This window comes from Nocardioides sp. L-11A (assembly GCA_029961745.1).
Lineage (GTDB): Bacteria > Actinomycetota > Actinomycetes > Propionibacteriales > Nocardioidaceae > Nocardioides.
In genome coordinates, this window is the sequence record CP124680.1 from 1,866,785 (window position 1) to 1,892,636 (window position 25,852).

22 protein-coding genes are annotated in these 25,852 nt (G+C 70.1%); 10 read left to right on the forward strand and 12 right to left on the reverse strand.

The genetic code is table 11. The annotated features are described in order from the left end of the window. Nucleotides 1-86: 86 nt before the first annotated feature. Nucleotides 87-974 (reverse strand): hypothetical protein, encoded by an 888-nt coding sequence (locus QJ852_08725; protein ID WGX98522.1) that lies wholly within the window; start codon nucleotides 972-974, stop codon nucleotides 87-89. Further along, entirely contained in the window at nucleotides 971-2,089 is a 1,119-nt protein-coding gene (locus QJ852_08730; protein ID WGX98523.1) for an ionic transporter y4hA, read from the reverse strand. The genes QJ852_08725 and QJ852_08730 overlap by 4 nt, the downstream gene beginning before the upstream one ends. Before the next feature lie 73 nt (nucleotides 2,090-2,162). Here QJ852_08730 and QJ852_08735 point away from each other — a divergent pair, with 73 nt between their 5' ends. Continuing rightward, nucleotides 2,163-4,112, forward strand: coding sequence for a TIGR03960 family B12-binding radical SAM protein (locus tag QJ852_08735; protein ID WGX98524.1), 1,950 nt, complete (start codon nucleotides 2,163-2,165; stop codon nucleotides 4,110-4,112). Nucleotides 4,113-4,130: 18 nt separating this feature from the next. On the opposite strand, the gene QJ852_08740 is transcribed toward QJ852_08735, so the two are convergent. From QJ852_08740 to QJ852_08755, 4 genes are all read right to left on the reverse strand, one after another. Further along, nucleotides 4,131-4,889, reverse strand: a complete 759-nt coding sequence (locus tag QJ852_08740) for a septum formation family protein (protein ID WGX98525.1) — start codon at nucleotides 4,887-4,889, stop codon at nucleotides 4,131-4,133. 183 nt (nucleotides 4,890-5,072) lie between these two features. Continuing rightward, nucleotides 5,073-5,744, reverse strand: a complete 672-nt coding sequence (locus QJ852_08745) for a hypothetical protein (GenBank protein WGX98526.1) — start codon at nucleotides 5,742-5,744, stop codon at nucleotides 5,073-5,075. Nucleotides 5,745-5,760: 16 nt separating this feature from the next. Then, nucleotides 5,761-6,489: a DUF4190 domain-containing protein gene (locus QJ852_08750; protein WGX98527.1), complete on the reverse strand. Its 729-nt coding sequence runs from the start codon at nucleotides 6,487-6,489 to the stop codon at nucleotides 5,761-5,763. A 10-nt stretch (nucleotides 6,490-6,499) separates the two neighbouring features. Then, nucleotides 6,500-7,297: a hypothetical protein gene (locus QJ852_08755; protein WGX98528.1), complete on the reverse strand. Its 798-nt coding sequence runs from the start codon at nucleotides 7,295-7,297 to the stop codon at nucleotides 6,500-6,502. Nucleotides 7,298-7,489: 192 nt separating this feature from the next. On the opposite strand from QJ852_08755, the gene QJ852_08760 reads away from it, so the two are divergent. Both QJ852_08760 and QJ852_08765 read left to right on the forward strand, forming a co-directional pair. Then, nucleotides 7,490-7,771 carry a hypothetical protein gene (locus QJ852_08760; GenBank protein ID WGX98529.1) on the forward strand — a complete coding sequence of 94 codons (282 nt, stop codon included), beginning with the start codon at nucleotides 7,490-7,492 and terminating at the stop codon, nucleotides 7,769-7,771. Beyond that, the gene (locus tag QJ852_08765) at nucleotides 7,768-9,363 is read left to right on the forward strand and encodes a glycosyltransferase (GenBank protein WGX98530.1); all 1,596 of its coding nucleotides are present in this window, start codon (nucleotides 7,768-7,770) and stop codon (nucleotides 9,361-9,363) included. Before QJ852_08760 ends, QJ852_08765 begins: the two co-directional genes overlap by 4 nt. A gap of 88 nt (nucleotides 9,364-9,451) precedes the next feature. On the opposite strand, the gene manA is transcribed toward QJ852_08765, so the two are convergent. From manA to QJ852_08785, 4 genes are all read right to left on the reverse strand, one after another. Beyond that, nucleotides 9,452-10,630 carry a mannose-6-phosphate isomerase, class I gene (manA, locus tag QJ852_08770; GenBank protein ID WGX98531.1) on the reverse strand — a complete coding sequence of 393 codons (1,179 nt, stop codon included), beginning with the start codon at nucleotides 10,628-10,630 and terminating at the stop codon, nucleotides 9,452-9,454. Between the two features lie 67 nt (nucleotides 10,631-10,697). Next, nucleotides 10,698-11,705 (reverse strand): glycosyltransferase family 2 protein, encoded by a 1,008-nt coding sequence (locus tag QJ852_08775; GenBank protein WGX98532.1) that lies wholly within the window; start codon nucleotides 11,703-11,705, stop codon nucleotides 10,698-10,700. Nucleotides 11,706-11,709: 4 nt separating this feature from the next. Beyond that, complete coding sequence (locus tag QJ852_08780; GenBank protein WGX98533.1) at nucleotides 11,710-12,438, reverse strand: methyltransferase domain-containing protein; 729 nt, start codon at nucleotides 12,436-12,438, stop codon at nucleotides 11,710-11,712. Continuing rightward, nucleotides 12,435-14,015, reverse strand: coding sequence for a hypothetical protein (locus QJ852_08785; GenBank protein WGX98534.1), 1,581 nt, complete (start codon nucleotides 14,013-14,015; stop codon nucleotides 12,435-12,437). The genes QJ852_08780 and QJ852_08785 overlap by 4 nt, the downstream gene beginning before the upstream one ends. 141 nt (nucleotides 14,016-14,156) lie before the next feature. Here QJ852_08785 and QJ852_08790 point away from each other — a divergent pair, with 141 nt between their 5' ends. From QJ852_08790 to QJ852_08810, 5 genes are read left to right on the forward strand one after another with little or no spacing between them, the layout of a single operon-like run. Next, nucleotides 14,157-15,191, forward strand: a complete 1,035-nt coding sequence (locus tag QJ852_08790; GenBank protein WGX98535.1) for an FkbM family methyltransferase — start codon at nucleotides 14,157-14,159, stop codon at nucleotides 15,189-15,191. A gap of 2 nt (nucleotides 15,192-15,193) precedes the next feature. Further along, nucleotides 15,194-16,648, forward strand: a complete 1,455-nt coding sequence (locus tag QJ852_08795) for a glycosyltransferase (GenBank protein WGX99431.1) — start codon at nucleotides 15,194-15,196, stop codon at nucleotides 16,646-16,648. A gap of 17 nt (nucleotides 16,649-16,665) precedes the next feature. Then, on the forward strand, nucleotides 16,666-18,228 hold the full coding sequence (locus QJ852_08800) for a glycosyltransferase (GenBank protein ID WGX99432.1): 1,563 nt from the start codon (nucleotides 16,666-16,668) through the stop codon (nucleotides 18,226-18,228). A gap of 9 nt (nucleotides 18,229-18,237) precedes the next feature. Next, complete coding sequence (locus tag QJ852_08805) at nucleotides 18,238-18,597, forward strand: hypothetical protein (GenBank protein ID WGX98536.1); 360 nt, start codon at nucleotides 18,238-18,240, stop codon at nucleotides 18,595-18,597. Next, complete coding sequence (locus QJ852_08810) at nucleotides 18,594-19,733, forward strand: glycosyltransferase (protein WGX98537.1); 1,140 nt, start codon at nucleotides 18,594-18,596, stop codon at nucleotides 19,731-19,733. The genes QJ852_08805 and QJ852_08810 overlap by 4 nt, the downstream gene beginning before the upstream one ends. Nucleotides 19,734-19,753: 20 nt before the next feature. On the opposite strand, the gene QJ852_08815 is transcribed toward QJ852_08810, so the two are convergent. Further along, nucleotides 19,754-20,692: a GDP-mannose 4,6-dehydratase gene (locus QJ852_08815; protein ID WGX98538.1), complete on the reverse strand. Its 939-nt coding sequence runs from the start codon at nucleotides 20,690-20,692 to the stop codon at nucleotides 19,754-19,756. 4 nt (nucleotides 20,693-20,696) lie between these two features. After that, nucleotides 20,697-21,677 carry a GDP-mannose 4,6-dehydratase gene (gene gmd, locus QJ852_08820; protein ID WGX98539.1) on the reverse strand — a complete coding sequence of 327 codons (981 nt, stop codon included), beginning with the start codon at nucleotides 21,675-21,677 and terminating at the stop codon, nucleotides 20,697-20,699. A 144-nt stretch (nucleotides 21,678-21,821) separates the two neighbouring features. Here gmd and QJ852_08825 point away from each other — a divergent pair, with 144 nt between their 5' ends. Beyond that, on the forward strand, nucleotides 21,822-22,541 hold the full coding sequence (locus QJ852_08825) for a TIGR03936 family radical SAM-associated protein (GenBank protein ID WGX98540.1): 720 nt from the start codon (nucleotides 21,822-21,824) through the stop codon (nucleotides 22,539-22,541). 363 nt (nucleotides 22,542-22,904) lie between these two features. Further along, entirely contained in the window at nucleotides 22,905-25,829 is a 2,925-nt protein-coding gene (locus QJ852_08830) for an Rne/Rng family ribonuclease (GenBank protein ID WGX98541.1), read from the forward strand. Nucleotides 25,830-25,852: the final 23 nt, after the last annotated feature.

The following is a 25,852-nucleotide window of genomic DNA, read 5'->3' on the forward strand; positions in this document are numbered from 1 at the left end:
GAGCTTCTGTAGCGGAGTTCCACTACAGAAGCGGCGATTCACCTACATCCCGTGATGAATCCGCCGCGGCGGGACCCGGGCGACGGCTACGCGGCGACGGGCGCCGTGACGGCGACCTGGTGCAGCAGCCCGTCGACCCGCACCTGCAGGAACAGCCGGTAGTCGCCGGGCTGGGTGAAGACGGTGTGGAAGGTCAGCACGGTCCCGTCGTCGGTGACCTCGGGGGCGCCGTACGGATGCACGTGCACGAAGCCGCGCGAGTCGACGGCGAACCCGGTGAGGTGGGCGCTGGCGCCGAGGTAGCTGCCGAGCGCGACCGGCTCGCCGTCGGCGTCGGTGAGCCGCAGCCGGAGCCGGCCGTTGGGGCCGATCTCGCCGGACGCGAGGAGGCGCGCCCGGACGACACCGTCGTCCCCGGTCTCGGCCGCTTCGCCGCGGGGTACGTCGACCCGGGTCTCCTCGCCCGCGACGCGCAGGGTGATGCCGACGACGAGGGGTGTGGTGCTGCCCTCCGGGATGAACTCCGCCACCACCCGCCAGCGCCCGGGTGAGCCGAGGTCGACGCGCGCGGTCCAGGTGCCGTCGGCGGCCAGGGTCGGGTGCAGGTGCCGGAACTGCGCGAGGTCGTCGCGCACGACGTACAGGTGCAGGAGCTTGGTCTGCTCCTCGGTGTAGGTCAGCAGCGGCTCCCCGGACGGCGCCAGGATCCGGAACGAGACGTCGCCGATGCCCGTGGCGCCGGGCAGCCGCACGTCGGTCATCCGGTAGCCCTCGACGTCGGCGCTGGTGCCGTCGCCGACCGGGTTGCCGACCGGCTGGACACCGGAGCCGCCGTCCTTGGCGGGGGTGAGCACGATCCGGTCGGGATCGGCCGGCTCGCCCGACGAGCATGCCCCGAGCGACAGGGCCAGTGCCGCCGCCGTCAGCCCGGCGCCGAGGGCGCGGTGGGAACGGCGGGGGGAGGGGCGGCTCATGGCGCCACGGTCATGAAGAGGAACGCGGCGAGTAGGACGAGATGGACCATGCCGTTGAGCGGCTTCGCCCGGCCGGGGACGACGGTGAGCACCGCGACCACGGAGGTCAGCAGGAGGAGTGCGAGCTGGAGCGGTGCGAGGCCGAGCTCGAGCGGTCCGTCGAGCCAGATCGACGCGATCGCGATGGCCGGGATGGTGAGGCCGATCGAGGCCATCGCCGATCCGTAGGCCAGATTGAGGCTGATCTGGACCCGGTCGCGTCGCGCCGCGCGGACGGCGGCGATCGACTCCGGCGCCAGGACCAGGAGCGCGATCACCACACCGACGGTGGCGTGGGGGAAGCCGAGTGCGTTGACGGCGTCCTCGATGGCGTAGGACTCGACCTTCGCCAGGCCGACCACCGTGACCAGGGCGAGGCCGAGCAGCCCGAGACTGATCCACGCCTCACGGGCCGTCGGCGGATCGGCGTGCCCGTCGTCGTCGAGGTCACCGGGGTCGGTGCCCGCGGGCGGTGCGCCTTTGCCCACCGGGAGGAAGAAGTCGCGGTGGCGCACGGTCTGGGTGAACACGAACGCGCCGTACAGCGCCAGGGACGCGACCGCCGCGAACGCCAGCTGCTGCCCGGTGAAGATCGGGCCGGGCTCGCTGGTCGTGAAGGTCGGCACCACGAGGGTCAGGCCGGCCAGGGAGATCACGGTGGCGAGCGCGGACCCGGTGCCCTCGGAGTTGAAGACGGCCAGATGGTGGCGCAGCGCACCGACGACCAGGGAGATGCCGACGATGCCGTTGACCGTGATCATCACCGCGGCGAAGACCGTGTCCCGGGCCAGGGTCGCGGTCTCCCCGCTGCCGGAGACCATGAGGGTGACGATCAGGCCGACCTCGATGACCGTCACCGCGACCGCGAGCAGCAGGGAGCCGAACGGCTCGCCGACCTTGTGGGCGACGACCTCGGCATGGTGCACGGCGGCCAGGACGGCGCCGACGAGAGCGACTCCGATGAGACTGCTCGCGATCGGTCCGGGGTGGGTGCCCCAGCTGATCGCGAGCACGATCGCGGCCACGGGCGGCGTGATGACCGTCCACCCGAGTCGTCCGGCGGTGGAGGCGCTCATGATGCGGAATCCTACAAAAGGGGACCTGACGACGATGACGGGCGCACGCGTCGTGGACCGTAGAATCGAGGCCATGTCCGTCGAGACCGTCGCGTCCGTCTTCCCCCGGCTGGAGCCTCACCTGCTCTCGGTCTCCAAGCCGATCCAGTACGTCGGCGGCGAGCTCAACATGGTCTCGAAGGACTGGGACGCCGCGGAGGTCCGCTGGGTGCTCATGTACCCCGACGCCTATGAGGTCGGCCTGCCCAACCAGGGCGTCCAGATCCTCTACGAGGTGCTCAACGAGCGGGAGTGGATCCTCGCCGAGCGCACCTACGCCGTGTGGCCCGACATGGAGAAGGTGCTGCGCGAGCAGCAGATCCCGCAGTTCACCGTCGACAACCACCGCCCCGTCGGTGCCTTCGACCTGTTCGGCGTCAGCTTCTCCACCGAGCTCGGCTACACCAACCTGCTGACCGCGCTCGACCTGGCCGGCATCCCGCTGCACGCCGTCGACCGCTCCGAGGAGCATCCGGTGGTGATCGCCGGCGGTCACGCCGCATTCAACCCCGAGCCGATCGCCGACTTCGTCGACGCCGCCGTCCTCGGCGACGGTGAGGAGGTCGTGCTCAAGATCTCCGAGCTCGTGCGCGAGTGGAAGGCGGAGGGCCGCCCCGGTGGTCGCCGCGAGCTGCTGCGCCGACTCGCCGTGTCCGGCACGGTCTACGTGCCGCAGTTCTACGACGTCGAGTACGACGGCAGCGGGGCCATCGCGGCCGTCGTACCCAACCACCCGGAGGCGCCCGACCGGGTCCGCAAGCACACGCTGATGGACCTCGACCAGTGGCCCTACCCGCGCAACCCGCTGGTGCCGCTCGCCGAGACGGTCCACGAGCGGTTCTCGGTCGAGATCTTCCGCGGCTGCACCCGCGGCTGCCGGTTCTGCCAGGCCGGCATGATCACCCGCCCGGTGCGCGAGCGGTCGATCGAGACCATCGGCGCGATGGTCGACAACGGCATCAAGAAGACCGGCTTCGAGGAGGTCGGGCTGCTCTCCTTGAGCTCGGCCGACCACACCGAGATCGGCGACGTCGCCACCGGCCTGGCCGACCGCTACGAGGGCTCGAACGTCTCGCTCTCGCTGCCCTCGACCCGGGTCGACGCCTTCAACATCACCCTCGCCAACGAGTTCTCCCGCAACGGTCGCCGCTCCGGGCTGACCTTCGCGCCCGAGGGCGGCAGCGAGCGGATGCGCAAGGTGATCAACAAGATGGTCACCGAGGACGACCTGATCCGCACCGTCGCCACGGCGTACTCCCACGGCTGGCGACAGGTGAAGCTGTACTTCATGTGCGGTCTTCCGACGGAGACCGACGAGGACGTCCTCCAGATCGCCGAGCTCGCCAAGCGGGTCATCGCGACCGGTCGCGAGGTGTCCGGCCGCAACGACATCCGCTGCACCGTGTCCATCGGCGGCTTCGTGCCCAAGCCCCACACACCCTTCCAATGGGCCGCCCAGCTCGACGCCGAGACCACCGACGCCCGCCTCCAGGCCCTGCGCGACACCGTCCGCGCCGACCGCCGCTACGGCAAGGCCATCGGCTTCCGCTACCACGACGGTCAGCCCGGCATCATCGAGGGACTGCTGTCCCGCGGCGACCGCCGGGTCGGCCGCATCATCGAGCAGGTCTGGCGCGACGGCGGCCGCTTCGACGGCTGGTCGGAGCACTTCTCCTTCGCCCGCTGGGAGCAATCGGCGGCGATCGCGCTCGAGGGCACCGGCGTCGACCTGCACTGGTTCACCACCCGCGAGCGGGAGTACGACGAGGTGCTGCCCTGGGACCACCTCGACTCCGGGCTCGACAAGGACTGGCTGTGGGCCGACTGGGAGGACGCCCTGGCCGTCGCCTCCGGGGAGTCCGATGTCGAGGTCGAGGACTGCCGCTGGACGCCCTGCTACGACTGCGGCGTGTGCCCGGAGATGGGCACCGAGATCCAGGTCGGCCCGACCGGGCAGAAGCTCCTGCCGCTCAGCGTCGTCTGAACGGGCGCCGTCGGCCGATCAGCGGTTCCGGCCTCGCAGCGAGCCGGTGACCTGCCGACGGGGGTGGCCGGCGACGCAGGTCAGGTCTCGGTCGCCGCGGAGCCGCCACGACGTCTCGGTGGGATAGAGGTAGTAGACCTCGAAGCTCGAGTCGTCGTAGGGCCTCCCGACGAACTCCGCGAAGGCGGTGAGGCAGCGCTCCGCCAGGCCTTCGATCTCCTCGCGATCGGGGAGATCCTCACCGGTCAGCTCGATGAGCTCGAACACCTCCAGGTCGTGCTCCTGCTCGCAGGGACGCGCCTCGACCTCGCGGGTGTCGGTCGGACCGCCCGTTGCGTGACCGCGCACGGTGGCGGAGTCGAAACAGTCGCCGACAGCGAGGTCGTGGACGTCCAACGTTCCCTCACGTCCACCCGGCGGCTTGGACTCGTTGACCATCTCGCCGATGACGCTCACCAGAGCCACGACCTGGATGGCGGAGACCAGAAGACCGAGCACGAGAGCCGTCGAGATCATCCCGGTCGACCGGAAGCGCCGGCGTACCAGCGCGACCATGGCCAGGCATGTCCCCACCACAGGAGCCAGGGGGACGGGGAGGGCCAGGGAGAGTCCCAACGCGACACCGGACAGCGTGACATCCGTGGCATCTGGGGGGAGCCGCGGATCGGACAGTCGGCGGTAGGAGGTCGAGGGCAGCGGGGCGTAGACCCGATCAGGCGGTCGCGTCGGCTCGGGATCCGCGCCGGACCTGCCTCCGGGTGGGGTCAGTCCGCTCACGCCGCCTCCTCGCTGCTCTATCCCGGCATCGGCCGAGCTCGCCTCCGTCCCGTCGCTCGGCTAGCGGTTGAACGTGTCACCCGCGCTCGGGTCACGCTCGGGGAGCCGACAGCCGGCGGTAGGAGGTTCGGCGGCAGCAGACGCGGACTCGGTGAGGCGGTCGCGCCTGCGCGAGATCCTCGCCTAGGTGCCCGTCGTCCCGGTGAGGTCGCGCAGCCGACCGGTGATCTTCTCGCCGTCGCGCCGCTCGACATAGCAGAAGAACGCGTCGCCGCGCTCCGGCTCGTCCTCGTCGAACGCGTCGATCTCGACCCGCGGGACGTAGTCGCCGCTCCTGAGGGCGTCGAGATAGGTCTGGTCCAGACCGGGGAGGCCGCCGCAGAAGTCGAACCAGGTGACGTCATCGTCGTCGTACAGCGCCACCAGGTCGTGGTCGAACCGTCCGGCCCAGATCACCTCACCGGCGTGCGGGTCGCCGCAGGAGGCCTTGATCGGGTCATCGAGGAAGTCGATGTCGATGCACTGGCCGGCGGTGGCCTCGTCCTCCCAGACCGTGCGACTGCCCATGATCCCGGCGAAGACGAGGAACCCGATCCCGGCCAGCAGGACGACGACGCCCACGACGATGCCCGTGACGGCGGCCCACCGGCCCGACCGCCGCCCGCCGCCGGTGCGGATCACGCCGGCGATCCCCAGCCCGATCCCGACCGGCGCGGCGCAGCATGACAGGGAGCAGACGAGGGCGGCGATCGACAGCCCGTCGTACGCCGGGCGGCCGAGTGCGGGGGGCGCGCCGTCGTACGGGTTCGGGCCGGGCTGGTACGCCGGATAGCCGCCGTCGTACGGGTTCGTCATCGTGGGGGCCGGCGGGTCAGAGGATCGGCTCGGTCAGCTCGTCGTCCGGCTCGACGTAGCAGACCAGGTGGTCGCCGACGCTGACGTCGTCGGGGTCCTCGATCACCGCGGCGATGTCGGAGGCGTAGGGCGCGAGCTTGGCGAGATCGTCGGGATCGATGGCCGTGGAGCAGTAGGAGACCAGGCCCTTCTCGATGTCGCTGCGGTTCTCGGAGGTGACCTCGGCGACACCGACGATCTCGGCGTCGTGCTCCTCGGTGCAGTCCTTCTTGCGCAGCAGCACCAGGTCGTCGTCCTCGTCGACATCGACGCACTGGCCGACCTCGGCGTTGCCCGGCGTCACGACCGACTCGGCGAAGATGAAGATCGCGGCACCCACGACGGCCGAGACGATCGACATCAGGACGCCGACGGCGATGCCCGCGATCGCGAGGCCACGGCCCTTGCGACGTCCGCCCTTGGTGCGGGACAGGCCCACGATGCCGAGGACCACGCCGACGGGAGCCAGGCAGCACAGCAGGGAAGTCACCAGAGCGGCGATCGAGATGCCGTCGGTCTTCGGCGGCATGGGGTCGGAGCCGCCGGGGAAGCCGCCGGGCGGACCGTAGCCGCCACCGGTCCCACCGGGGTACGGCGGCGGTGCGGGCGGCTGGCCGTAGGGATTCGGGCTCGCCGGGGCCTGGCCGTACGGGTCGGGGCCGGAGGGGGGCTGGCCGGGGGGATTCTGGCCGTAGGGATCGCTCACCGGCGACACCTTAGTCGTGGGCGGACGGGAGAGCCTGCACCTCGCCCTTCGCGCTCGCATCGTCGGGTGCCGTGGCCGAGAAGAGGTCGTGGCGTCCGCGCCACTTGTCGTGGAAGAGGTCGGTGTTGCCCTGGATGTGGGACGCCAGGTCCGGACGGGCCTCCATCAGGGGCTTTGTCGTGCGGCTCTCGTCGTGTTGCAGGGCGACAGGCACCTGGAGCACCTCGAAACCGCGCGCACGGGCTTCGAGACAGTAGTCGGCGTCCATGACGTAGGCCCATTGGTACCTGTCGTCGAACGGGCCGCAGGCGTCGATCACCGCGCGTCGGATGTACACGCCACCGAACGTCGCCCACGGCACTCTGCGGACCTGTGTCAGCAGCGCCGGATCGACACCGGGGTCGCCTGCCGTGGAGGCCACCCGGCCGTTGATATGGCTGATGACGCCGCCGTCGAGCGTTCCGCCGGCGCATTGGACGACACTGGTCGGCGACTCCTCGTCCCGTGGAGGTGAGTAGAGGTTGCATGCCAGGATGCCCGCCTCGGGGAAGCGACGGGTGTAGTCGAGGAGCTCGTCGTACCAGGATCCTGGCGGGCGACCGGGCATCGGCCTCATGTCGCTGTGCACGATGACGACGTCTCGTCCGGGGTGGCGATCCCAGAGGAACTGGAAGGCGCGCTCGGGTCCCAGGCAGTGCACGTCCTGCCAGATGTCGAACTCGATGTGTCGCGTCGCGGCGAGCCCGACGCCGAACGCCTCGCGGACACTGACGTCCTCACCGTCGTGGAGATAGGGGCAGATGACCACGGGACCGGGGGCAGGCCGCCGTCGATCGGAGAACGCCCGCCGTAGGCGAGGGAATGGCCGCACCGGGGGAGTCTCCCATCCCAGTCGGCATCCCGTTGCCGAACGGCATTTCCGGCGGAGCGCCCCGGCGGTCGAGGTGATCTCCTGCGGTACTGTTCTGCGGCACCCAGCCGCCCCCTTGGTGAGGACGAGATGACTGACCAGCAGCCGCCGGAGCAGTGGCGAGAGCGCGTGTTCGCGGCCGACGACGACCTGTTGGCCCGCCACGCAGAGCTGGTCGCGATCGACAACGTCATCGGTCTCGAGGCGACCGTCGCCCGACTCCAGCACGACCTGAAGCAGGCGCGGGAACGGGTCAAGGAGCTCCAGGCGACCGTCCGTGCCCGCGACGAGGAGCTCGCCGCGATGCGCACGTCGCGCACGTGGCGGGTGGGTCGGGCGTTCGTCCGCCCGCTCTCGAGGATGCGGGGATGACGGCGGAGCCTCTCTTCTCCGTCGTCGCGCCGGCCGGCGACTCGACCGCCTCCGTTCTGTCAGCCGCGATCGAGTCGGTCCTCACCCAGACCTACGACGGCTGGGAGCTCGTGCTGGTCGTCGACGCGTCGACCGAGACCGCGGCGCGACAGGCGGCCCGTGAGCACGCGGCCCGCGATCAACGCGTCATCGTCGTCGAGCGGTCGGCCGACGCGGCGGCGGCCAATGACGGGATCGGCGCTGCCCGCGGTGCCTTCCTCGCGTTCCTCGATCCCGGCGACCTGCTCACGCCGGACGCGCTCGCCATCAACGCCGGCCGGATCGCCGAGCACGACGATGTCGACTACCTCTACTCCGACGAGGACTGGATTCGCGAGGACGGTCGGCTCACGGGCGCCTTCCACAAGCCTGATTGGTCACCCGAGCGGCTGCGCAGCCAGAACTACGGCGACCACCTCGCGGTGATCCGCACGTCGCTGGTGCGTGAGCTGGGTGGTCTGCGCGAGGGTTTCGGCGGCTCCGAGAGCCACGACCTCGTCCTGCGTGTCGGCGAGCAGGCCCGCCGCATCGTGCACATCCCGGAGGTGCTCTACCACAGGCGGATGGCTACCGGCGCCGAGATCCCGCCGAGTGTGTCCGACGGGGGCTGCCGCGCGGTCCAGGAGCACCTCGAGCGGGTCGGCATCGAGGGCACGGTCGAGGTCGTCGGCCCCGGCCGATACCGCACCCGGCGGATCCTCCCGCCCCAGCGACGGGTGAGCATCGTGATCCCGACCCGGGGGTCGTCCTCGATCGTCTGGGGCCGCCATCGGACCCTGGTCACTCATGCGGTCCGCTCCGCGCTGGCGGCCACCGACCATCCGAATCTCGAGGTCGTCGTCGTCTACGACGCCGACACGCCCGAGGAGGTGCTCGCCGAGCTGGACGAGATCGGCGGTGATCGGCTGGTCCTCGTCCGGTACGACGAGCCGTTCAACTACAGCCACAAGGTCAACCTGGGGGTGCTGGCGTCCACAGGCGATCGGCTGGTCATCCTCAACGACGACGTGGAGGTGCGCCACGAGCGTTGGCTCGAGGAGCTGCTCGCGCCGCTGGAGCAGCCGGGCGTCGGTCTGACCGGCGCCCGCCTGCTCTACTCCAGCACCGCGATCCAGCATGTCGGTATCGCCTGCTCCTACGGTCGCTACATGCACCCCTTCGCGAAGACGCCGGGCGAGCTTCCGAGCCCCGGCGGAACGACGGTGGTCGATCGGGAGGTGACCGGCGTGACCGGTGCCTGTATGGGTCTCCGGCGCGAGGTCTATTTCGAGGTCGGTGGCCACACCGAGCAGCTGCGCGCGGACTACAACGACGTCGACTTCTGCTACAAGGTGTCGGCGGCCGGCTACCGGATTCTGTACCTCGCCCACTGCGAGCTGTTCCACTTCGAGTCGCAGACCAGGGAGCGGATCCCCGAGCCCGATGCCACCCGCTTCCTGCGGCGTCGGTGGGGGATCCCGTGGCGCGACCGGTACACCCCGGTCTACCCCAACCTGCCGCGTCCGGAGGATCGCGACATCGCTCTGACGCGCGACAGCCGGGCTCGTCGTTGACGCTCGGCTCGTCGGGCAACGACGGATCCGATCGCGAGCGGGTGGCCCGAGAGGCGACTCGTGCTGTCGTGGTCGCCGGGGCTACCGATCAGAGCAGATCGTCGAGCCGACCCGCGGCGCCGGACGGTACGTAGGCCTGGGCGACCTCGCCGGTGCCGATGATGCGCAGCTCGCCGTCCCCCTCGTCGGCGTACGCGGCGTCACCGCGACGCAGGTGCAGCATCTCGTCGCGCGCGTTGAGGAGGGCGACCTCCCCGCCCGTGCACACCAGAAGGCGCTTGCCGCGGTGGGGGAGCACGGCTCCCGCCGGGTCGGCCTGGGAGCTCTGGGTGACCGAGAGGGCGAACTCTCGCGTCGGACTGAAGACATCGGTCGACGTGCCGGAGAGCTGGGGTGTCACGCGGGCGACCCGGGACATGCCCTCCTCCAGGCACCGGACGAGGCCGGCGGGGTCGACGTGCTTCGAGGTCAGCCCCGCGCGCAGCACGTTGTCGGAGGACACCATCACCTCGAGGCAGAGTCCGCTGAGATGCGCGTGAATGATGCCGGTTCCGAGGTACGCCGCCTCGCCCGGCTGCAGGGTGAGGCGATTGAGGAGGAGTGAGACGATGATCCCGACGTCCCCCGGGTGATGGGCGTTGATCTCGACCGCAGTGGCGTACGCGCGCTTGATGTCGATGCCGTCCTCCAGCGCCTCTCGACACTGCAGGACGATCTCCTCCACCGTCTCCGCCGAGGGGGGAGCGGAGAGCAAGCCCTCGACGAGCCGCACGATCCCGGCGAAGCCGGGATTGTCGCGCAACTGCTTCGTCAGCGCCTTCGCCGTCGGGTGCCCCAGCGGCATCAGCACCCGCAGGATCTCGGCGGTCGGGCGGAATCCGACCAGCGTGTCGAAGGTCGAGAGCGCGTAGACCATCTCCGGCTTGGGGTACGGGTCCTTGAACACGCGCTGCGGGGAAGCCATGGGGATCCCACGCGCTTCCTCGTCCTCGAACCCGGCGCGGGCGCGGCCGGCGTTGGGGTGTGCCTGGATCGACAGAGGGCGCTCCGCCGCGAGCACCTTGAGCATGAACTCGAGCTCGCCGGCCGCGGCGGTCAGGGGCTGCCGTTCTCCGTCGCTGTCGATGAACTGCGCGGTGCCGAGGGGGTGGGTGCCGACCCAGACCTCCGCGACGGGGCCGCCGTCGGGTCGACGGCGCTGGAAGCCGGGGATCGCCTCGGCTGAGCCCCAGTCGTAGGACTGGGTCGGGCAGTCGAGAGCAAGCAAGAGTCCTCCATGCACAGGGCGGGGAAATGGTCAGCACCTTAACTGGTGGCGGCCCCGCAGACGGTGATCAGGATGTCGAGCGGCGTCGAGCGTCCGCGGGGACCCGCTTCTCGGTGTCGATCCAGCGTCGTTCGAACCCGAGCCGTTCGTTGTGGGCGACCGAATCGAGCACGAATCCGATCGCGACCATCAGCATGGCCATCAGGCACAGTCCGGTGGCCAGAATGGCCAGCGGCACATGGTAGATGTAGTTGTGCTGGAACCAGTCCTGGATCACGGGCACCGCAGCGATCGCTCCGGCGAGGGCGATGAGGATGCCGGCGAAGCTGAAGAACCGCAGGGGCCGGTAGAACCGGACGATCTGGGCGATCGTGAAGAGCACGCGAGCCCCGTCGGAGACGGTCCGGAGCTTCGACACGCTTCCCGGCGGCCGGTCGACGTAGTTGATGGGCAGTTCGACGACGCGCAGTCGGTGGTGGAGTGCGTGCATGGTCAGGTCGGCCTCGATCTCGAAGCCTTCTGCGATCACGGGGTAGGTCCGCACGAAACGTCGGCTGAACACGCGATAACCGCTCGTGATGTCGACTAGGTCAGCTCCGAAGAGCCTGTTGATCGTCCCCTTGATGAAGTTGTTGCCGGCGTTGTGTAGGGAGCGCTTGTTCTCTCGCGCGTAGTGCCCGCCGCTCATGCGATCACCCACAACCATGTCGGCGCGGCCGCTCACGACCGGCTCGAGGAGAGGAAGCACGTCACTGGCCGGGTAAGTCAGATCGGCGTCGGCGAGTACGAACACGTCCGCGTCGAGTTCGACGAAAGCGCGGCGGACCGCATTGCCCTTGCCAGGGCGGAGCTCTTCGAGGACCGAGCCCGGGCAGCCCAGTTCCTCAAGCGTCTGCGCGGCGAGGGCCGCCGTCGCGTCCGACGACCGATTGTCGATGATGTGGATGCGGGCAGCGGGCAGTGCCCCGTGGAAATCACGGATTGTCTCGGCGATCGTCGCCTCTTCGTTGTACGCGGGAAGTACGACCGCGATGTCGAGGTCGGCGAGGTCAGCCGAGCTGAGGCTCCGGGTCATGAGGTCACGCCGCCGTCCCACCGGTGGACTGCGACCGGTTGTCGATGTAGAGGAAGAGGTTGGAACTGAACCAGCCGAGCTTCAGCCCCGTACGTCCGACCTGTGCATCGGACGCCGCCGGCGGCACGGCCCGATGCAGTCGCCGCTCGGACATCAGGATCAGCTCTGACGGGTCCGTCCAGGACTGCTTGCCCAGAGCCCGGCAGGCCACCCTGAAGGTCGAGTCGCTCCAGTGGGCGAATGGGATCTTGGTGTGATGCTCGACAGGGAAGAAGCGGTGGGGGACGGTGAAGAAGACAATGTCGGCGACACGCAGCGCCTCCGCGACGAAGGCCTGCTGGTTCGCCGGACTTCCGACATGCTCGAGAACCGCGTTCGACACTGCGACGTCGAACTGTCTGTCGCTGAAGGGCATCGGCTCGTTCGGAACGATCTGGTGGTAGGCGATGTCGGGGAACTCCTGCTGGAACTCCGGTGCCGCACCGATGCCCGCTGCGGTGATCTGAGAACGGTGGGGATAGGTCTGCTCGAGGAAATTGGCACCTTCGCCGAGGACGTCGGACACGCCGATGTCGAGGATGCGCGTGGTGCTCGTCGGGCGTACACGGTCGACCAGATCCTGATACATCCGTCGACGGGCCCGGATCATCAGCTTCTCGGTGAGGCCGGCCGGCTTGATGACCTCGTAGTACCGCTCATCGACGGGCTGCTCACGGTGCCGGTCTCCGGTCATTTGCTCGTCCCTTGCTTGACGTCGGTCGGGTGATACTCCATCAGGGTGCACGGAACCCTCGAACGAAGACCCTCGCATGGACCGGCATCTTGCCAGCCGGCTCCGGTGTAGAAGTCCAGATAGGTTGCGCAGAGTTGGGTGTCGGCTCGGATGCAGACGGCGCGCGGAGGAGTCCCGCCGTCCTCGATCTCGTCAACGAGAGCCGTCTCGTAGCGCGACAGGTCCCCCCCGGACTTCTCGTTGGCGACGTAGGCGGCGGTGCGGCCGTCCTCGAGCATCTGGTGCATGGTCGGCCAACCGAGCCAGTAGTCACCGGCGATGAAACGGGCGTCCTGTGACCGGGCGAAGTCGGCGATCGGCGCTGCTTCTCGGGCCAGGGCCCCATCCCACGCCGGTCGCGCGGGTCCGGCCAGCGCGGCCAAGCAGGCGGCCAGGGCAACAGCGATGACGGCCGCTTGGCGCTGGCGCCGATCGGTGCTGGCGACGTGCCCCATGGCCAGGAGAGCGGTCGACGCGATCACCCCGACGATGAGGAGCAGGTCGGGGAAGAAGTACCGGAAGTGGAGAGTGTTGGCGGTCGTCCACGGGTTGCCGGCGAAGAGGGCTGTGTAGCCGAGGCAGAAGAGCACGCACACGGCGAAGCGCCTGATCGTGCTCGCGGGCACGTCCGCTGCACGCCACAGGAGCACCGCCAGCGCGAACGCGATGAGCACGACCAGCCTCAATCCACCGAATGCGCCGAGGACGTTCCCCACGGCTGTCGAGAACCCGGTCGCCAGGAGGTGGGGATCGAAGCTGAAGTACGACGTGTCCGGCTGGGGCGTCGGGGTCGAGACGTCGACTGAGTCCATGAGCACCAGCCACACGCCGAGCCAGGCGATCCACACAGCACCGAAGCCGATCCACGGGATCAGACGGCGGGTCCTCAGGACCTCGACAGCGGTGAGGAACGCGGGCACGAGAGCGACAGACGGATTGAGGCCCATGGCGATGCCGGCGAAGGCCACCGCAGCCAGTCGGCCGGACACCGGGCTGCGTCGCCAGAGGAGGAACGCGGACCATGCCAGGAACCACGACCAAGAATACGGTTGGCCCTCGAGTGCCAAGGCGTGGACGGTGATGGGCTCGAGACCGGCGAAGGCGGCGGCGGCGAGGACCAGGAACGGGACCGCACGCGGCAGCGCGCGCACCTTCTCGCCGAGATGGTCCGCCAGCAGGCCGGACAGTAGACGGAGCAGTAGAACGAATCCGAGTGCATTGAGGAACATGCAGACGAACAGGTTTGCGTCCGGGGACGAAACGGGGCTGGCCAGGAGCGAGACGAACGAGGCGAGCCGATTCTGGCCCCAGTAGAAGAGGCTGGGCGACTGGACCGACATGGTCGACTGCTCGACGCCGTCCGCGTTGAGACCGGTGCCGCCGTAGCGCAGGACGGTCCAGGCGGCGATTGCCAGGACCAAGCCAACCTCGATGAGGCGGCCGGTCCAGGCGTGCTCAGTCGCGACGAACCGGTGAGAGATCGGGGACGTATCTGGTGCGTTCGAGGGGGTGACAGACGTCTCGTGGTTCCGCGACACGTCCGCACCTCCGTTGGTCCTGGGACACGCTCGCCATCCCGTGTCGGCCGTCCACCCTACTGATAGGTCGAACGGATGATAGGCGGCGGGCCGCGGCGTTGTGGAATCGTCTCCGGCTTGCGGCGCCGTTAAGGTACGCGGGTGGCTGATGGCATCTTCGTCTCCTATGCCCAGAACGGTGAGGACGTCCTGCTCTGGCGGGCGCTCGGACACGTGAGGAACGGGCGCTATGTCGATGTCGGTGCGTGGGACGCCGTCGAGCACTCGGTCACCAAGGCGTTCTACGACCGCGGGTGGCGCGGGGTCAACGTGGAACCGGTGCCGGAGCTCGCCGAGAGCATCCGACAGGCCCGGCCGGCCGATCTGGTCGTCCAGGCAGCGGTGACGTCCGACGAGGCTGCCGAGCTGGTGCTCCACCGCGTCCACCAACCGGGAGCGGAGCGCGATGTCACGGGCCTGTCGACGCTGGTCGCCGACGTCGCAGCCCGTCATGCCGTCGATGACCGCTTCGTCGTCGACGACATCACCGTCCCGACCGTCACCCTGTCGGCGCTGTTCGAGTCCGAGCTGCTCGGAGACACGGTGCATTTCCTGAAGGTGGACGTCGAGGGCGCGGAGGCCGACGTCCTCGGGTCGATCGACTTCTCCCGTCATCGACCGTGGGTCGTCGTCGTCGAGGCCACGGAGCCGCTCTCGACCGAGCCGTCCCACGAGCCCTGGGAGGGTCTGCTGCTCGGGGCCGGTTACGAGTTCGCCATCTTCGACGGGCTCTCGCGCTACTACGTCGCTGCGGAGCAGAGCGAGGTCAAGCGCGCTCTGAGCTACCCGGTCTGCGTGTTCGACGAGTACACGACCGCGCGCGAGATTCGACAGGGCGAGGAGCTCGCCGGGATCCGCGCGGCACATGCCGAGGCGATCGACCGCGGTCGTGAGCTCTGGGAGGACGTCGTGCACTGGCGAGGAGTCGCGCTGGAGTCGTGGGCGCAGGGCTTCAAGGAGCGCGAGCGCCTGACCAACCGGCTCAAGGTCGTCAAGGAGCGCAACGCCGACCGCAACCTGGCCCACAAGAAGAAGGTGCGGGAGCTGCGTGACCGGATCGACCGCATCGAGCACAGCTCGTCGTGGCGTGTCACCCGGCCGCTTCGCTGGGCGAGGTCGAAGGCGTCGAGCCGGTGACGATGCCGACCAGTGCGAGCCTGCTCGAGGCGCTCGACCAGCGCCTGCGTGCAGTGGCTCCTCATCTGCTCGAGGAGGTTCCGCCGCCCACGGGTGTGCCGACGATCGACGGCGTGCAGGTCCTCGAAGCATTGGTCGACCGGCTCCGGGCACGAACCGACTCAGCGGATGTGTGGCTCGTCGTCGCGGCCCTCACCGCACAGCTGCCGACGTCCGACCTCGTCCGGATGGTTCGCCGACGGCTCGGGCTGCTCGCGAAGCGAGACGTCGTGATCTGGCTGTTGAACCTCGCTGCGTCCACGATGGGAACATCGGACGCCGATACCGAGATCGAGGTCATCACCGACCGTCCCATCGTGGACGTCGACTTCAGCGCGCGGAGCGATCTGCTGACGGGCATCCAGCGGGTCGTCCGACAGCTCGTCCCCCGCTGGGACGGCGACCACGAGATCGAGCTGGTGCGCTGGGACGACAGCAAGGCGTTCACTGCCCTGTCTGAGGAGGAGCGTGGTCGCGTCCGCGCTTCATCCGGGCGTGCCGCTGACGGCTCGGGCGATCGTCGGCGTCGGATCATCCCGTGGGGCGCCCCGGTCCTGCTGCTGGAGGTGCCGTTCATGGAGGAGGGGCGACGCCTGGCAGGATTGGCGGAGTTCTCCCCGAGCCCGGTCGGCATCATCGGCTATGACTGCATCCCCGTGGTCAGCGCCGAGCTGGTGACGGAGAAGGATCGCGAGAAGTTCGCCGAGTACCTCGAGCTCGTGAAGTACGTCGACGTCGTCGCGGGCATCAGTACCAGCGCCGCGGCGGAGTTCGCCGGCTTCGTGTCGGCGTTGCCGGCTCAGGGGATCGACGGACCGCGGATCGTGACGTGCGGGCTTCCGACGACCGTGAAGGTCGCCTCGGACCGTGCGTCGGTGGAGCTGCCTCTCCCGGAGGTGCTCTGCGTCGGCACCGTGGACCGCCGCAAGAACCAGATCGTCCTCGTCGAGGCCGCCGAGCATCTGTGGCGTGCCGGTGAGAGGTTCCGGTTGCGCCTGATCGGACCCATCAGCGGTCAGGACGACGAGTCGCGTCTGCTCATCGAGAGCCTGGTCGAGGCGGGCCGACCGCTGTCGGTCGACAAGGAGGTCTCGGACGCCGATCTCGACGCTGCGTATCGTTCCGCGCGGATGGTCGTCTTCCCGACCCGGCACGAGGGGTTCGGTCTCCCGGTCGCCGAGGCGCTCTCCTACGGCGTCCCCGTGGTCACGTCCGACTTCGGGAGCACTCGAGAGATCGCCGAGGGCAACGGCGCGATCCTGGTCGACCCTGTCGACGTCGGCGCCGTGATGTCGGCGATTCGGGCTCTCCTGACCGATGACGAGCTCCATGCCCGGCTCGTGCACGAGGCGCGGTCGCGGGACACCCGGTCGTGGGACGACTACGCCGCAGAGCTTTGGCAGGTGTTGGTGCCGTGAAGGATCGTGGGGTGTTGATGAGGCAGCACTGGGACGAGCGCGCGCCGGAGCGCGCCCGGGCCATTCTCGAGCGGATGGGCGAACGACAGCGGCGCGCCGCCGCAGCGAGGATCGCCACGCTGATCGAGGTCCTGGCGGGAGGGTCCTCCACCGGCACCGCCGGATCGGGGGGTTCCGATGACCCGACGACCCAGATCGGTCGGCTCGAGGACCTCCTCGCACCTGCGGTGCCGGGCCACCTCTGGCTCGCGCGGGCGGTCCTGACCGGCCGGCTCCCCACCTCGGAGCAGACGGAATCGATGGCCCGGACCGCCAGGTTGCGCGGTCCCTGGGCGGCACTGCTCTCCGCGTTGCGCGTCCTCGAGCGCACCGACGAGCCCGCTCCGGTGCGGGTTGCCGTCGGCACGGTCACCTGCGACATCCACGACACCTCGAGGACCGACTTCGTCTCGGGTATCCAACGCGTCGTGCGCGCGGTCTCGGTCCGCTGGGCTGAGCGCGAGGGAGTCGAATTCGTCGGGTGGACCCCGGACCTGCGGGCGATGCGTCCGCTGTCCCCGGTCAACCACGCACGGATCTTCGGGGGTGAGGTCGTCCGGGAGGACCACGCTCCTCCGCCCGAGGTCGTGGTGCCGTGGGCGGGCACTCACCTGGTGCCGGAACTGGCAGGCGATCCCAACCGGATCACGAGGATCATGGCCCTCGCCAGCTATGCCGAGTGTCGGGTGGGAATCATCGGCTACGACTGCATCCCCCTGACCACGGCGAGCTCGGTGGCTCCCGGGATGACCGGCATGTTCGCGCGCTACCTGGCGTCGAGCCGCAACGTCGACCGCATCGCGGCGATCTCGGACGCTGCGGCGACGGAGTACCTCGGCTGGCGCGGGATGCTCGCCGGCGTGCGCGAGGAAGGACCGCTCGTCAAGGGCATCACCCTGCCCGTCGCCGGGCAGACGCCGAACGAGGAGTCCTTGGCCGAGGCCCGTCGTCGGCTCGGCGTCACGTCGGTCCCGATGGTGCTCGTGGTCGGTAGCCATGAGCCCCGCAAGAACCACCTCGCGGTCCTGCACGCGGCCGAGCTGCTGTGGCGCGAAGGCCTGAGGTTCTCGCTCACCCTGGTCGGCGCCGCCTCCTGGAAGGCTGAGGCGTTCTACGAGGCGATCGGCGACCTGCAGGGGGCAGGACGGCCGGTCCAGTCGATCCGAGGACTGCCCGACGACCAGCTCTGGGCTGCGCTCCAGCTGGCCCACTGCACGCTCTTCCCCTCGCTCAACGAGGGATTCGGACTGCCCGTGGCCGAGTCGCTCGCTGCCGGCACCCCAGTGATCACGAGCGACTTCGGAAGCACGCGGGACATCGTCGCCCCGGACGGCGTGCCGCTCGGCGGCATCCTGATCGATCCTCGAGACGACCAGGCGATCGTCGACGCTCTGCGGACGATGCTGGCGGATCGTGAGACCTACGACCGCCTCCAGGCGGAGGTGTCGAAGCACGACCTCGGCTCGTGGGACGATTACGCCGCCCAGGTGTGGGACTTCCTGGTCGAGGACGGCGGTCGGGGTGTGCGCCACGCTCGCTAGGCTGACGCCGTGACATCGAGAGCAGGTGACCTGGTCAGGCAGGCGGATCTCGGGCTTCCGTACGAGAGCAAGCACGTGTTCCGCCGCGCGCTCATGCATGTTCCCTGGCGGATGTTCGTCGGGCGACAGGTCGCGTTCAACCGGTCCACTGCCGACGCGCTCACCGAGCTGGCCGATGCGGTCAGGCGGATGGAGAAGCGCGTCGATCGCATCGCCCGTGAGGCGGAGGAGGCGGCGATCGCCCATCGGGAGAGCGGCGCGGTCGCGGTTCGCGAGCAGCTCTACGACACCGAGGGCGCGCTGCGTCGCGATCTCGCAGCCCTCCAGATGGAGATCGCCCGGCTGACCCAGGAGGCGCGGGGGTCGTGACGGCGGGTGTCAACCTCGTCGGTGACTTCAGCGCCGTGCACGGCCTGGCCGAGGCCTCGCGGCGCGTCGTCGACGCGCTCGTCCTGGCCGGGGTCGACGTGTCGATCGTGGAGGCGACGAGCGGCGCCCCGCGCGATCCGGGCCGCCGCAGCGCGGCCCTGGACGCGCTGCCCCGGGGGCGGCGCCACCCCATCGACCTCGTGCTCCTCAACGTCAACGAGATGGTCAACCTCACCGACGCCGATCTCGGCCGCTACACCATCGGCCTGTGGTACTGGGAGCTGCTCGAACTCAAGTCGGGCCACATCCGGCAGTACGAGCGGGTCGACGAGGTGTGGGCGGCGTCGGATCTCGTCGCGGGGACCTTTCGAGCGCTCGGCACCAAGCCGGTGCGGATGATCCCGGCGGTGGTGCCACCAGTGGAGGCGCCGGCCCTGGATCCGCGCGTGGCCACCCTGCCGGAGGGGCTGCGGGTGCTGTTCACCTTCGATGCGAACTCCAGCGTCGCTCGGAAGAACCCCTTCGGCTGCGTGGCGGCCTTCGCCGAGGCGTTCGGCGCCGAGGAGCGGGGAAGCAGCGCCCATCTCGTCGTCAAGGCGATGTCGAGCGAGCGGTTCCCGGGCCTCTTCGACGAGCTGCGCGAGGCTGTCGCCTCCGTCAACGGCACGTTGCTCAGTCAGGATCTTCCTCGGCCCCAGATGGACGCGCTCCTGGCGTCCTGCGACATCTACATGTCCCTCCATCGCTCCGAGGGCTTCGGCCTGGGAATGGCGGAGGCGATGAGTCTGGGCAAGGCCGTCGTCGCGACGGCCTTCGGTGGCAACACCTCGTTCATGACCATGGAGACGGCGGCACTGGTCGGCTACCGCATGCGCCCGATCGTTGCCGAGGACCACGAGATCCAGCCGACCTACGAGAAGGTCTACCGCCCTGGACGCTGGTGGGCGGAGCCGGATGTCTCCCAGGCGGCCGCGTGGCTACGTCTGCTGGCGGACGATCCGGCGCTCAGGCGGGAGATGGGTGCGCGGGCTGCTCGACACATCCAGGAGGTCGCCGGACCGCTGGCAGTCGGCCGTTCGATGGCGGCGCGCCTCGAGGAGATCACGGGCCTGCGTCGAGCCCCTGCCTCATCCTGAGGCAGGGGCTCCGCATCCGCTCAGTCCTTCTGATCGAGCCGAGCGAGGTCGGCGTCCACCATCTCGGCGACCATGGACTCGAAGGAGATCGTCGGGGTCCAGCCCAGCTCCCGGGCGGCTTTGGAGGCGTCGCCGCGTCGGTCGGGAGCGTCGGTGGGACGCAGCAGGTCGTCATCGACCCGGATGTGGTCACGCCAGTTCGCGATGCCGACATGTGCGAAGGCCGCCGCGACGAAGTCCGCGACACTGCGGCTGACGCCGGTCGCGATGACGAAGTCGTCCGGGTGGTCGTGGCGCACCACCAGTTGAAGCGCACGAACGACGTCCAGTGCGTGACCCCAGTCCCGTCGGGCGTCGATGTTGCCGAGGGTCAGGGGACCGGCCGCGCCGCGCGCGATCTGGGCCACTCCCTTGGTGATCCGACGAGTGACGAAGGTGTCGGGGCGTCGCACCGACTCGTGGTTGAAGAGGATCACCGAGCTGATCCAGACCCCGAGGTCGCGGTAGTACTGCACCGCCTCGTGGGCCACGGCCTTCGACAGCCCGTAGGGGTTGCGCGGCCGGATCGGCGTCGACTCGTCCTGGACCGCCACCTCCTCGGTGAAGATCTCCGAGCTGCTGGCGTGGACGATCCGGGCCTTGGGAGCGTGCTCCCGCAGCGCCTCGACGACTCGGACCAGGCCGAGGAAGTTGATGTCCATGGTCAGCTCGGTCGCCTCCCAGGACCGGGCGACCGACGACAGCCCCGCCAGGTGGTAGACCTCGTCGGGTGCCACATCGGCCACAGCCCGGCTCACCTCGTCGTTGGACCGGAGGTCGATCTGCAGCCGGGTCACGCCGTCGGGGATCCAGCCGTCGTCGGCCGCGAGGCCGAAGACCTCGATCCCGTCGGCGAGGAGCTGCTCCGCGAGGTAGCCACCGTCCTGGCCGGTGATGCCGGTGATCAGCGCGCGGGTCATGGTGTCAGGCGTTGTCGCTGAGCAGCTTGAGGTCGGACTCCACCATCATCTGCACCAGCTGCTCGAAGCCGACCTTCGGCTCCCAGCCCAGCACCTCGCGGGCCTTGGCGGGATCGCCGATGAGCAGGTCGACCTCGGCGGGCCGGAAGAAGCGCGGGTCCTGGTGGACGTAGGGCTCCCAGTCCTCGATCCCGACCGCGCCGAACGCCACGTCCAACAGCTCCTTGATGGAGTGAGTCTCGCCGGTGGCGACGACGTAGTCGTCCGGAGTGGCGTGCTGGAGCATCCGCCACATCATCTCGACGTAGTCGCCGGCGAAGCCCCAGTCGCGCTTGGCGTCCAGGTTGCCCATCACGATCTTGTCCTGCAGGCCGAGCTTGATGGACGCGACGGCGAGGGAGACCTTGCGGGTCACGAACTCCGGTCCGCGACGGGGCGACTCGTGGTTGAACAGGATGCCGCTCGACGCATGCATGCCGTAGGACTCGCGGTAGTTGATCGTCATGTAGTGGCCGAAGACCTTGGCGACGCCGTACGGCGAGCGCGGCCACAGCAGCGTGGTCTCGCGCTGGGGGACCTCCTGCACGCGACCGAACATCTCCGAGGACGACGCCTGGTAGAAGCGGATCTTCGACAGGTCGCCCTGCGACCACACCCGGATCGCCTCGAGCATGTTGAGCACGCCCTTGGCCGTGACGTCGGTGGTCAGTGCGGCCTGCTCCCACGAGTAGGCAACGAAGCTGATGGCGCCGAGGTTGTAGACCTCGTCCGGCTGTGCGGTCTGCAGCGCCCGCAGCAGGCTCGACATGTCAGTCAGGTCGCCCGGCAGCAGCGTCACACCGGGAACCGTGCGGTTGACGAGCTCGGCCTTCGGGTTGTTCTGGCCCCGGATGAGGCCGAAGACCTCGTAGCCCTTCTCGAGCAGCAGTTCGGCGAGATACAGGCCGTCCTGGCCGGTGATGCCGGTGATGAGGGCGCGAGGCAAGGTGGTCTCCAATCGGTATGTGCGTCCGAGGTACCGGACCAGGGACGCGCGGCAGTCTACGGGGCGGGTCGGAGCGCGCGAACTCGTTGGAGCAGTCGGGGGCGGCCGACCGGTCGTTGGTGAGCGGTTCGGTAGCCTCCCCGAGTGAGTCGTCAGCAGCCCGAACAGCAGGCACCGCCGGTCCAGCGGATCCGGATCCGGTACGCCAAGCGCGGGCGGCTGCGCTTCACCAGCCACCGCGACGTCAGCCGCGCCATCGAGCGCGCGGTCGTCCGGGCCGGCATCCCGATGGCCTACTCCTCGGGCTTCCACCCGCACCCGCGGATCTCGTACGCGGGCGCCTCGCCGACCGGAGCCGCCAGCGAGTCGGAGTACGTCGAGCTCGGGCTCGCGGAGGTCCGGGATCCCGACACGGTCGGGGCGGCCCTGGACGCCGTCCTGCCCGACGGGCTCGACGTGGTGGCGGTCGTCGACGCCGCGGCGAGCGTCGCGGGGTCGCTGTCCGACCTGCTGACCGCCAGCCACTGGCTGATCGATCTGGGGGAGACGCCGCCCGGGCGCGCGGAGGAGGCGGTGGCGGCGTTCCTGGCGACCGACTCGGTCACCGTCGAGCGGATGACGAAGAAGGGCCTGCGCACCTTCGACTGCCGCGCGGCGGTCGTGCGGCTCGCGGTGACGGCCGCCGGCGAACTGGACCTGCTGCTGGCGCACACCGTGCCCGCGGTGCGCCCCGACGACGTGCTCACCGGTCTGCGTCAGGCTGCCGGGCAGGAGATCTCCGGGACCGGTCTGCTGACCCGCGTCGCCCAGGGCGTCCTGGAGCGGGAGTCGGGTGCGATCGGCGACCCGCTCGCACCCCGCTGACGTCGCGGGCGACGCTTCCCCGGCGACCCGTCGGCGACCCGCGGGCGGCGCTGGGATGACAGCCGGGTGACGGCCGTGTGCGATACTCGCCACAGATCTACCCCCGCGCGCGTCCTCCGGGTCGGCGTGCGGTGAGATCGACGACGTTCTCGCCGGACGGCAGGTGACTGACCGGACGGCACGGTGGAGTACGGACCACCACCCGACGCGACGCGCACAGCGACCGCGGCAGGCGAGGGTCCGGCCTCCGGCGACGCAGAGCCGCGGAGGGTGTCGTCCCACGAAGGCTTGTGGCGCCGCCCAGCGTGTGCGCCGATGACACCCCGGGCACGTGAGAGCGCGCCCGGGTGGAGGAGTAGCGCAATGACCGACGCGCCCACCGACACCCCGACCGAGACGCCTGCCGAGGCCTCCGCTCCCGCGGAGAAGCCGGCCAAGGCGGAGAAGCCGGCGAAGAAGGCCGCCGCGAAGAAGACGGCGGCGAAGAAGACCGCGGCCAAGAAGACGGCGGCGAAGAAGACCGCGGCCAAGAAGACGGCCGCGAAGAAGACCACCGCCAAGAAGACCGCGGCGAAGAAGACCACCGCCAAGAAGACCACCACGCGAGCGCGGGCCAAGGCCGAGGCCGCCCCGACCTCCGAGCAGCTCGAGCTCACGGCGGAGCCCGGTCCGCAGACCGCTCCCGCGGAGACCGTGGAGGCCGCCGTGACCACGCCGGAGGCGGCCGCGGAGGTCGCCGCGGACGAGGTCGCGGCGCCGGCCACCGCGCGGGACGCCGCGGTGCTCTTCCAGGCACCGGTCGCTCCCGCCGCCGAGGAGGCCGACGAGGAGGCTGCCGAGGAGGACGAGGACTCGGAGGGCGAGCCCGCCGGCGAGCCGGTCGCGACCGACGAGCTCGCTGCCGAGGGCGGCACCGGCCCCGACGTCGAGTCCGAGACCGAAGCCGACACCGAGAACGAACCCGAGACCGAGGCCGCTCCCGAGGCGGCAGCCGACGACGCGGCCGAGTCCGAGAGCGGGGACGACGACGGCGACGACGACGGCGAGGAGTCCGGCTCCGGCAACGCCCGCCGCCGCCGTCGCCGCGGCGGTCGGCGCCGCCGCAAGCCCACCTCCGGTTCGGGGGGTGAGGACGCTGAGAGCGGCGAGCCTGGCGGCGACGCCGCCGCCGAGGGCGCCGAGGCCACCGATGGAGAGGCGGCGACCACCGAGGCCGAGGACGCCGAGGACGGTGACGGCGCCTCCGGCTCCGGCGGGTCCTCCTCGTCGCGCCGACGCCGGCGGCGTCGCCGCGCCGGCGAGGGCGGCGAGGGCGAGGGAGACGACCCCGAGAACACCGTCACCCGGGTCCGCAAGCCGCGTTCCCCCGAGGACGAGATCACGGCCGTGTCCGGCTCGACCCGGCTGGAGGCCAAGAAGCAGCGCCGCCGTGAGGGCCGCGAGGCAGGCCGGCGTCGGGCGCCGATCGTGAGCGAGGCGGAGTTCCTGGCCCGTCGCGAGTCGGTGGAGCGCGTGATGGCCGTCCGCCAGCGCAAGGACCTCACCCAGATCGCGGTGCTCGAGGACAAGGTCCTCGTCGAGCACTACGTCGCCCGCGAGTCGCAGACCTCGCTCATCGGCAACGTCTACCTCGGCCGGGTGCAGAACGTGCTGCCCTCGATGGAGGCGGCGTTCATCGACATCGGCAAGGGTCGCAACGCGGTGCTGTACGCCGGCGAGGTCAACTGGTCCGCGCTGGGCCACAAGGACGGCGAGCCGCGCAAGATCGAGTCGGTGCTGCAGTCCGGCCAGACCGTGCTGGTGCAGGTCACCAAGGACCCGATCGGCCACAAGGGCGCCCGGCTCACCAGTCAGGTCAGTCTCGCGGGTCGGTTCCTCGTGTACGTGCCCGACGGGACCACCTCCGGCATCTCCCGCAAGCTCCCCGACACCGAGCGGGCCCGGCTCAAGACCCTCCTCAAGGAGATCGTCCCCGACACCGCCGGCGTGATCGTCCGCACCGCCGCCGAGGGCGCCTCGGAGGACGAGCTGACCCGCGACGTCGAGCGGCTCAAGGCGCGCTGGGAGGACATCGAGGCCAAGGTCGGCAAGGGCAGCGCCCCGCAGCTGCTCTACGGCGAGCCGGACCTCACCCTCAAGGTCGTCCGCGACCTGTTCACCGAGGACTTCGCCAAGCTCGTCGTCCAGGGCGACGACGCCTGGACCACCGTCAAGGAGTACGTCGAGCACGTCGCCCCCGACCTCGCCGAGCGGCTCGAGCACCACGAGTCGGGTGACGGCGTCCCGGACCTGTTCGCGACGTACCGCATCGACGAGCAGATCGCCAAGGGCCTCGACCGCAAGGTGTGGCTGCCCTCCGGCGGCTCGCTGATCATCGACCGCACCGAGGCGATGACGGTCGTCGACGTCAACACCGGCAAGTTCACCGGCTCGGGTGGCAACCTCGAGGAGACGGTCACCAAGAACAACCTCGAGGCCGCCGAGGAGATCGTCCGCCAGCTCCGGCTGCGCGACATCGGCGGCATCATCGTCGTCGACTTCATCGACATGGTGCTCGAGTCGAACCGCGATCTCGTCCTGCGCCGCCTCGTCGAGTGTCTCGGCCGCGACCGCACCCGGCACCAGGTCGCCGAGGTCACCTCGCTGGGCCTGGTCCAGATGACCCGCAAGCGCATCGGCACCGGCCTGCTGGAGGCGTTCAGCGAGACCTGCACCCACTGCCAGGGCCGCGGCATCGTGGTCCACGACCTGCCCGTCGAGCCCAAGCGCGGGGGAGGCGAGCAGGAGGAGTCCCGCCGCGGCAGCCGGCGGCGCAAGGGCAAGGGTGGCCATCAGGCCGAGCCCGTCGCCGAGACCCCGAAGGCGGTGCCGTCCCCGAAGGACATCGCCGCGATGGCCAAGCCGGCCGGCGACGAGCGCGAGCCCGCCGAGGACGAGCAGCCCGCCGAGGTGGCTCCGGTCGAGATGCCCGAGGCGGCTCCTGCCGTGGAGGTCGGGCCCGAGCCGGAGGTCGCCCCCGAGCCCGAGGACGCCCCCGAGCCCGAGGTCGCCCCGGAGCCCGAGGTCGTCCCCGAGCCCGAGCCGGCACCGGTGGCTACCACGACCGTGGTGACCCGCACCCGTCGCCGCGCCGCCACCCGTCCCGCGGGCCCGCCGGCCGACGCCGCGCCGGAGCCCGCTGCCGAGCCCGCGGAGGAGCCTGCTGCCGAGTCCGCTGCCGAGCCCGCGGAGGAGCCGCACGTCGAGCACGTCCCGATCAAGCGCAAGGGTGGCTCGCGCAAGCGCTAGCACCCGGAGCGGCCGGGGCGGCA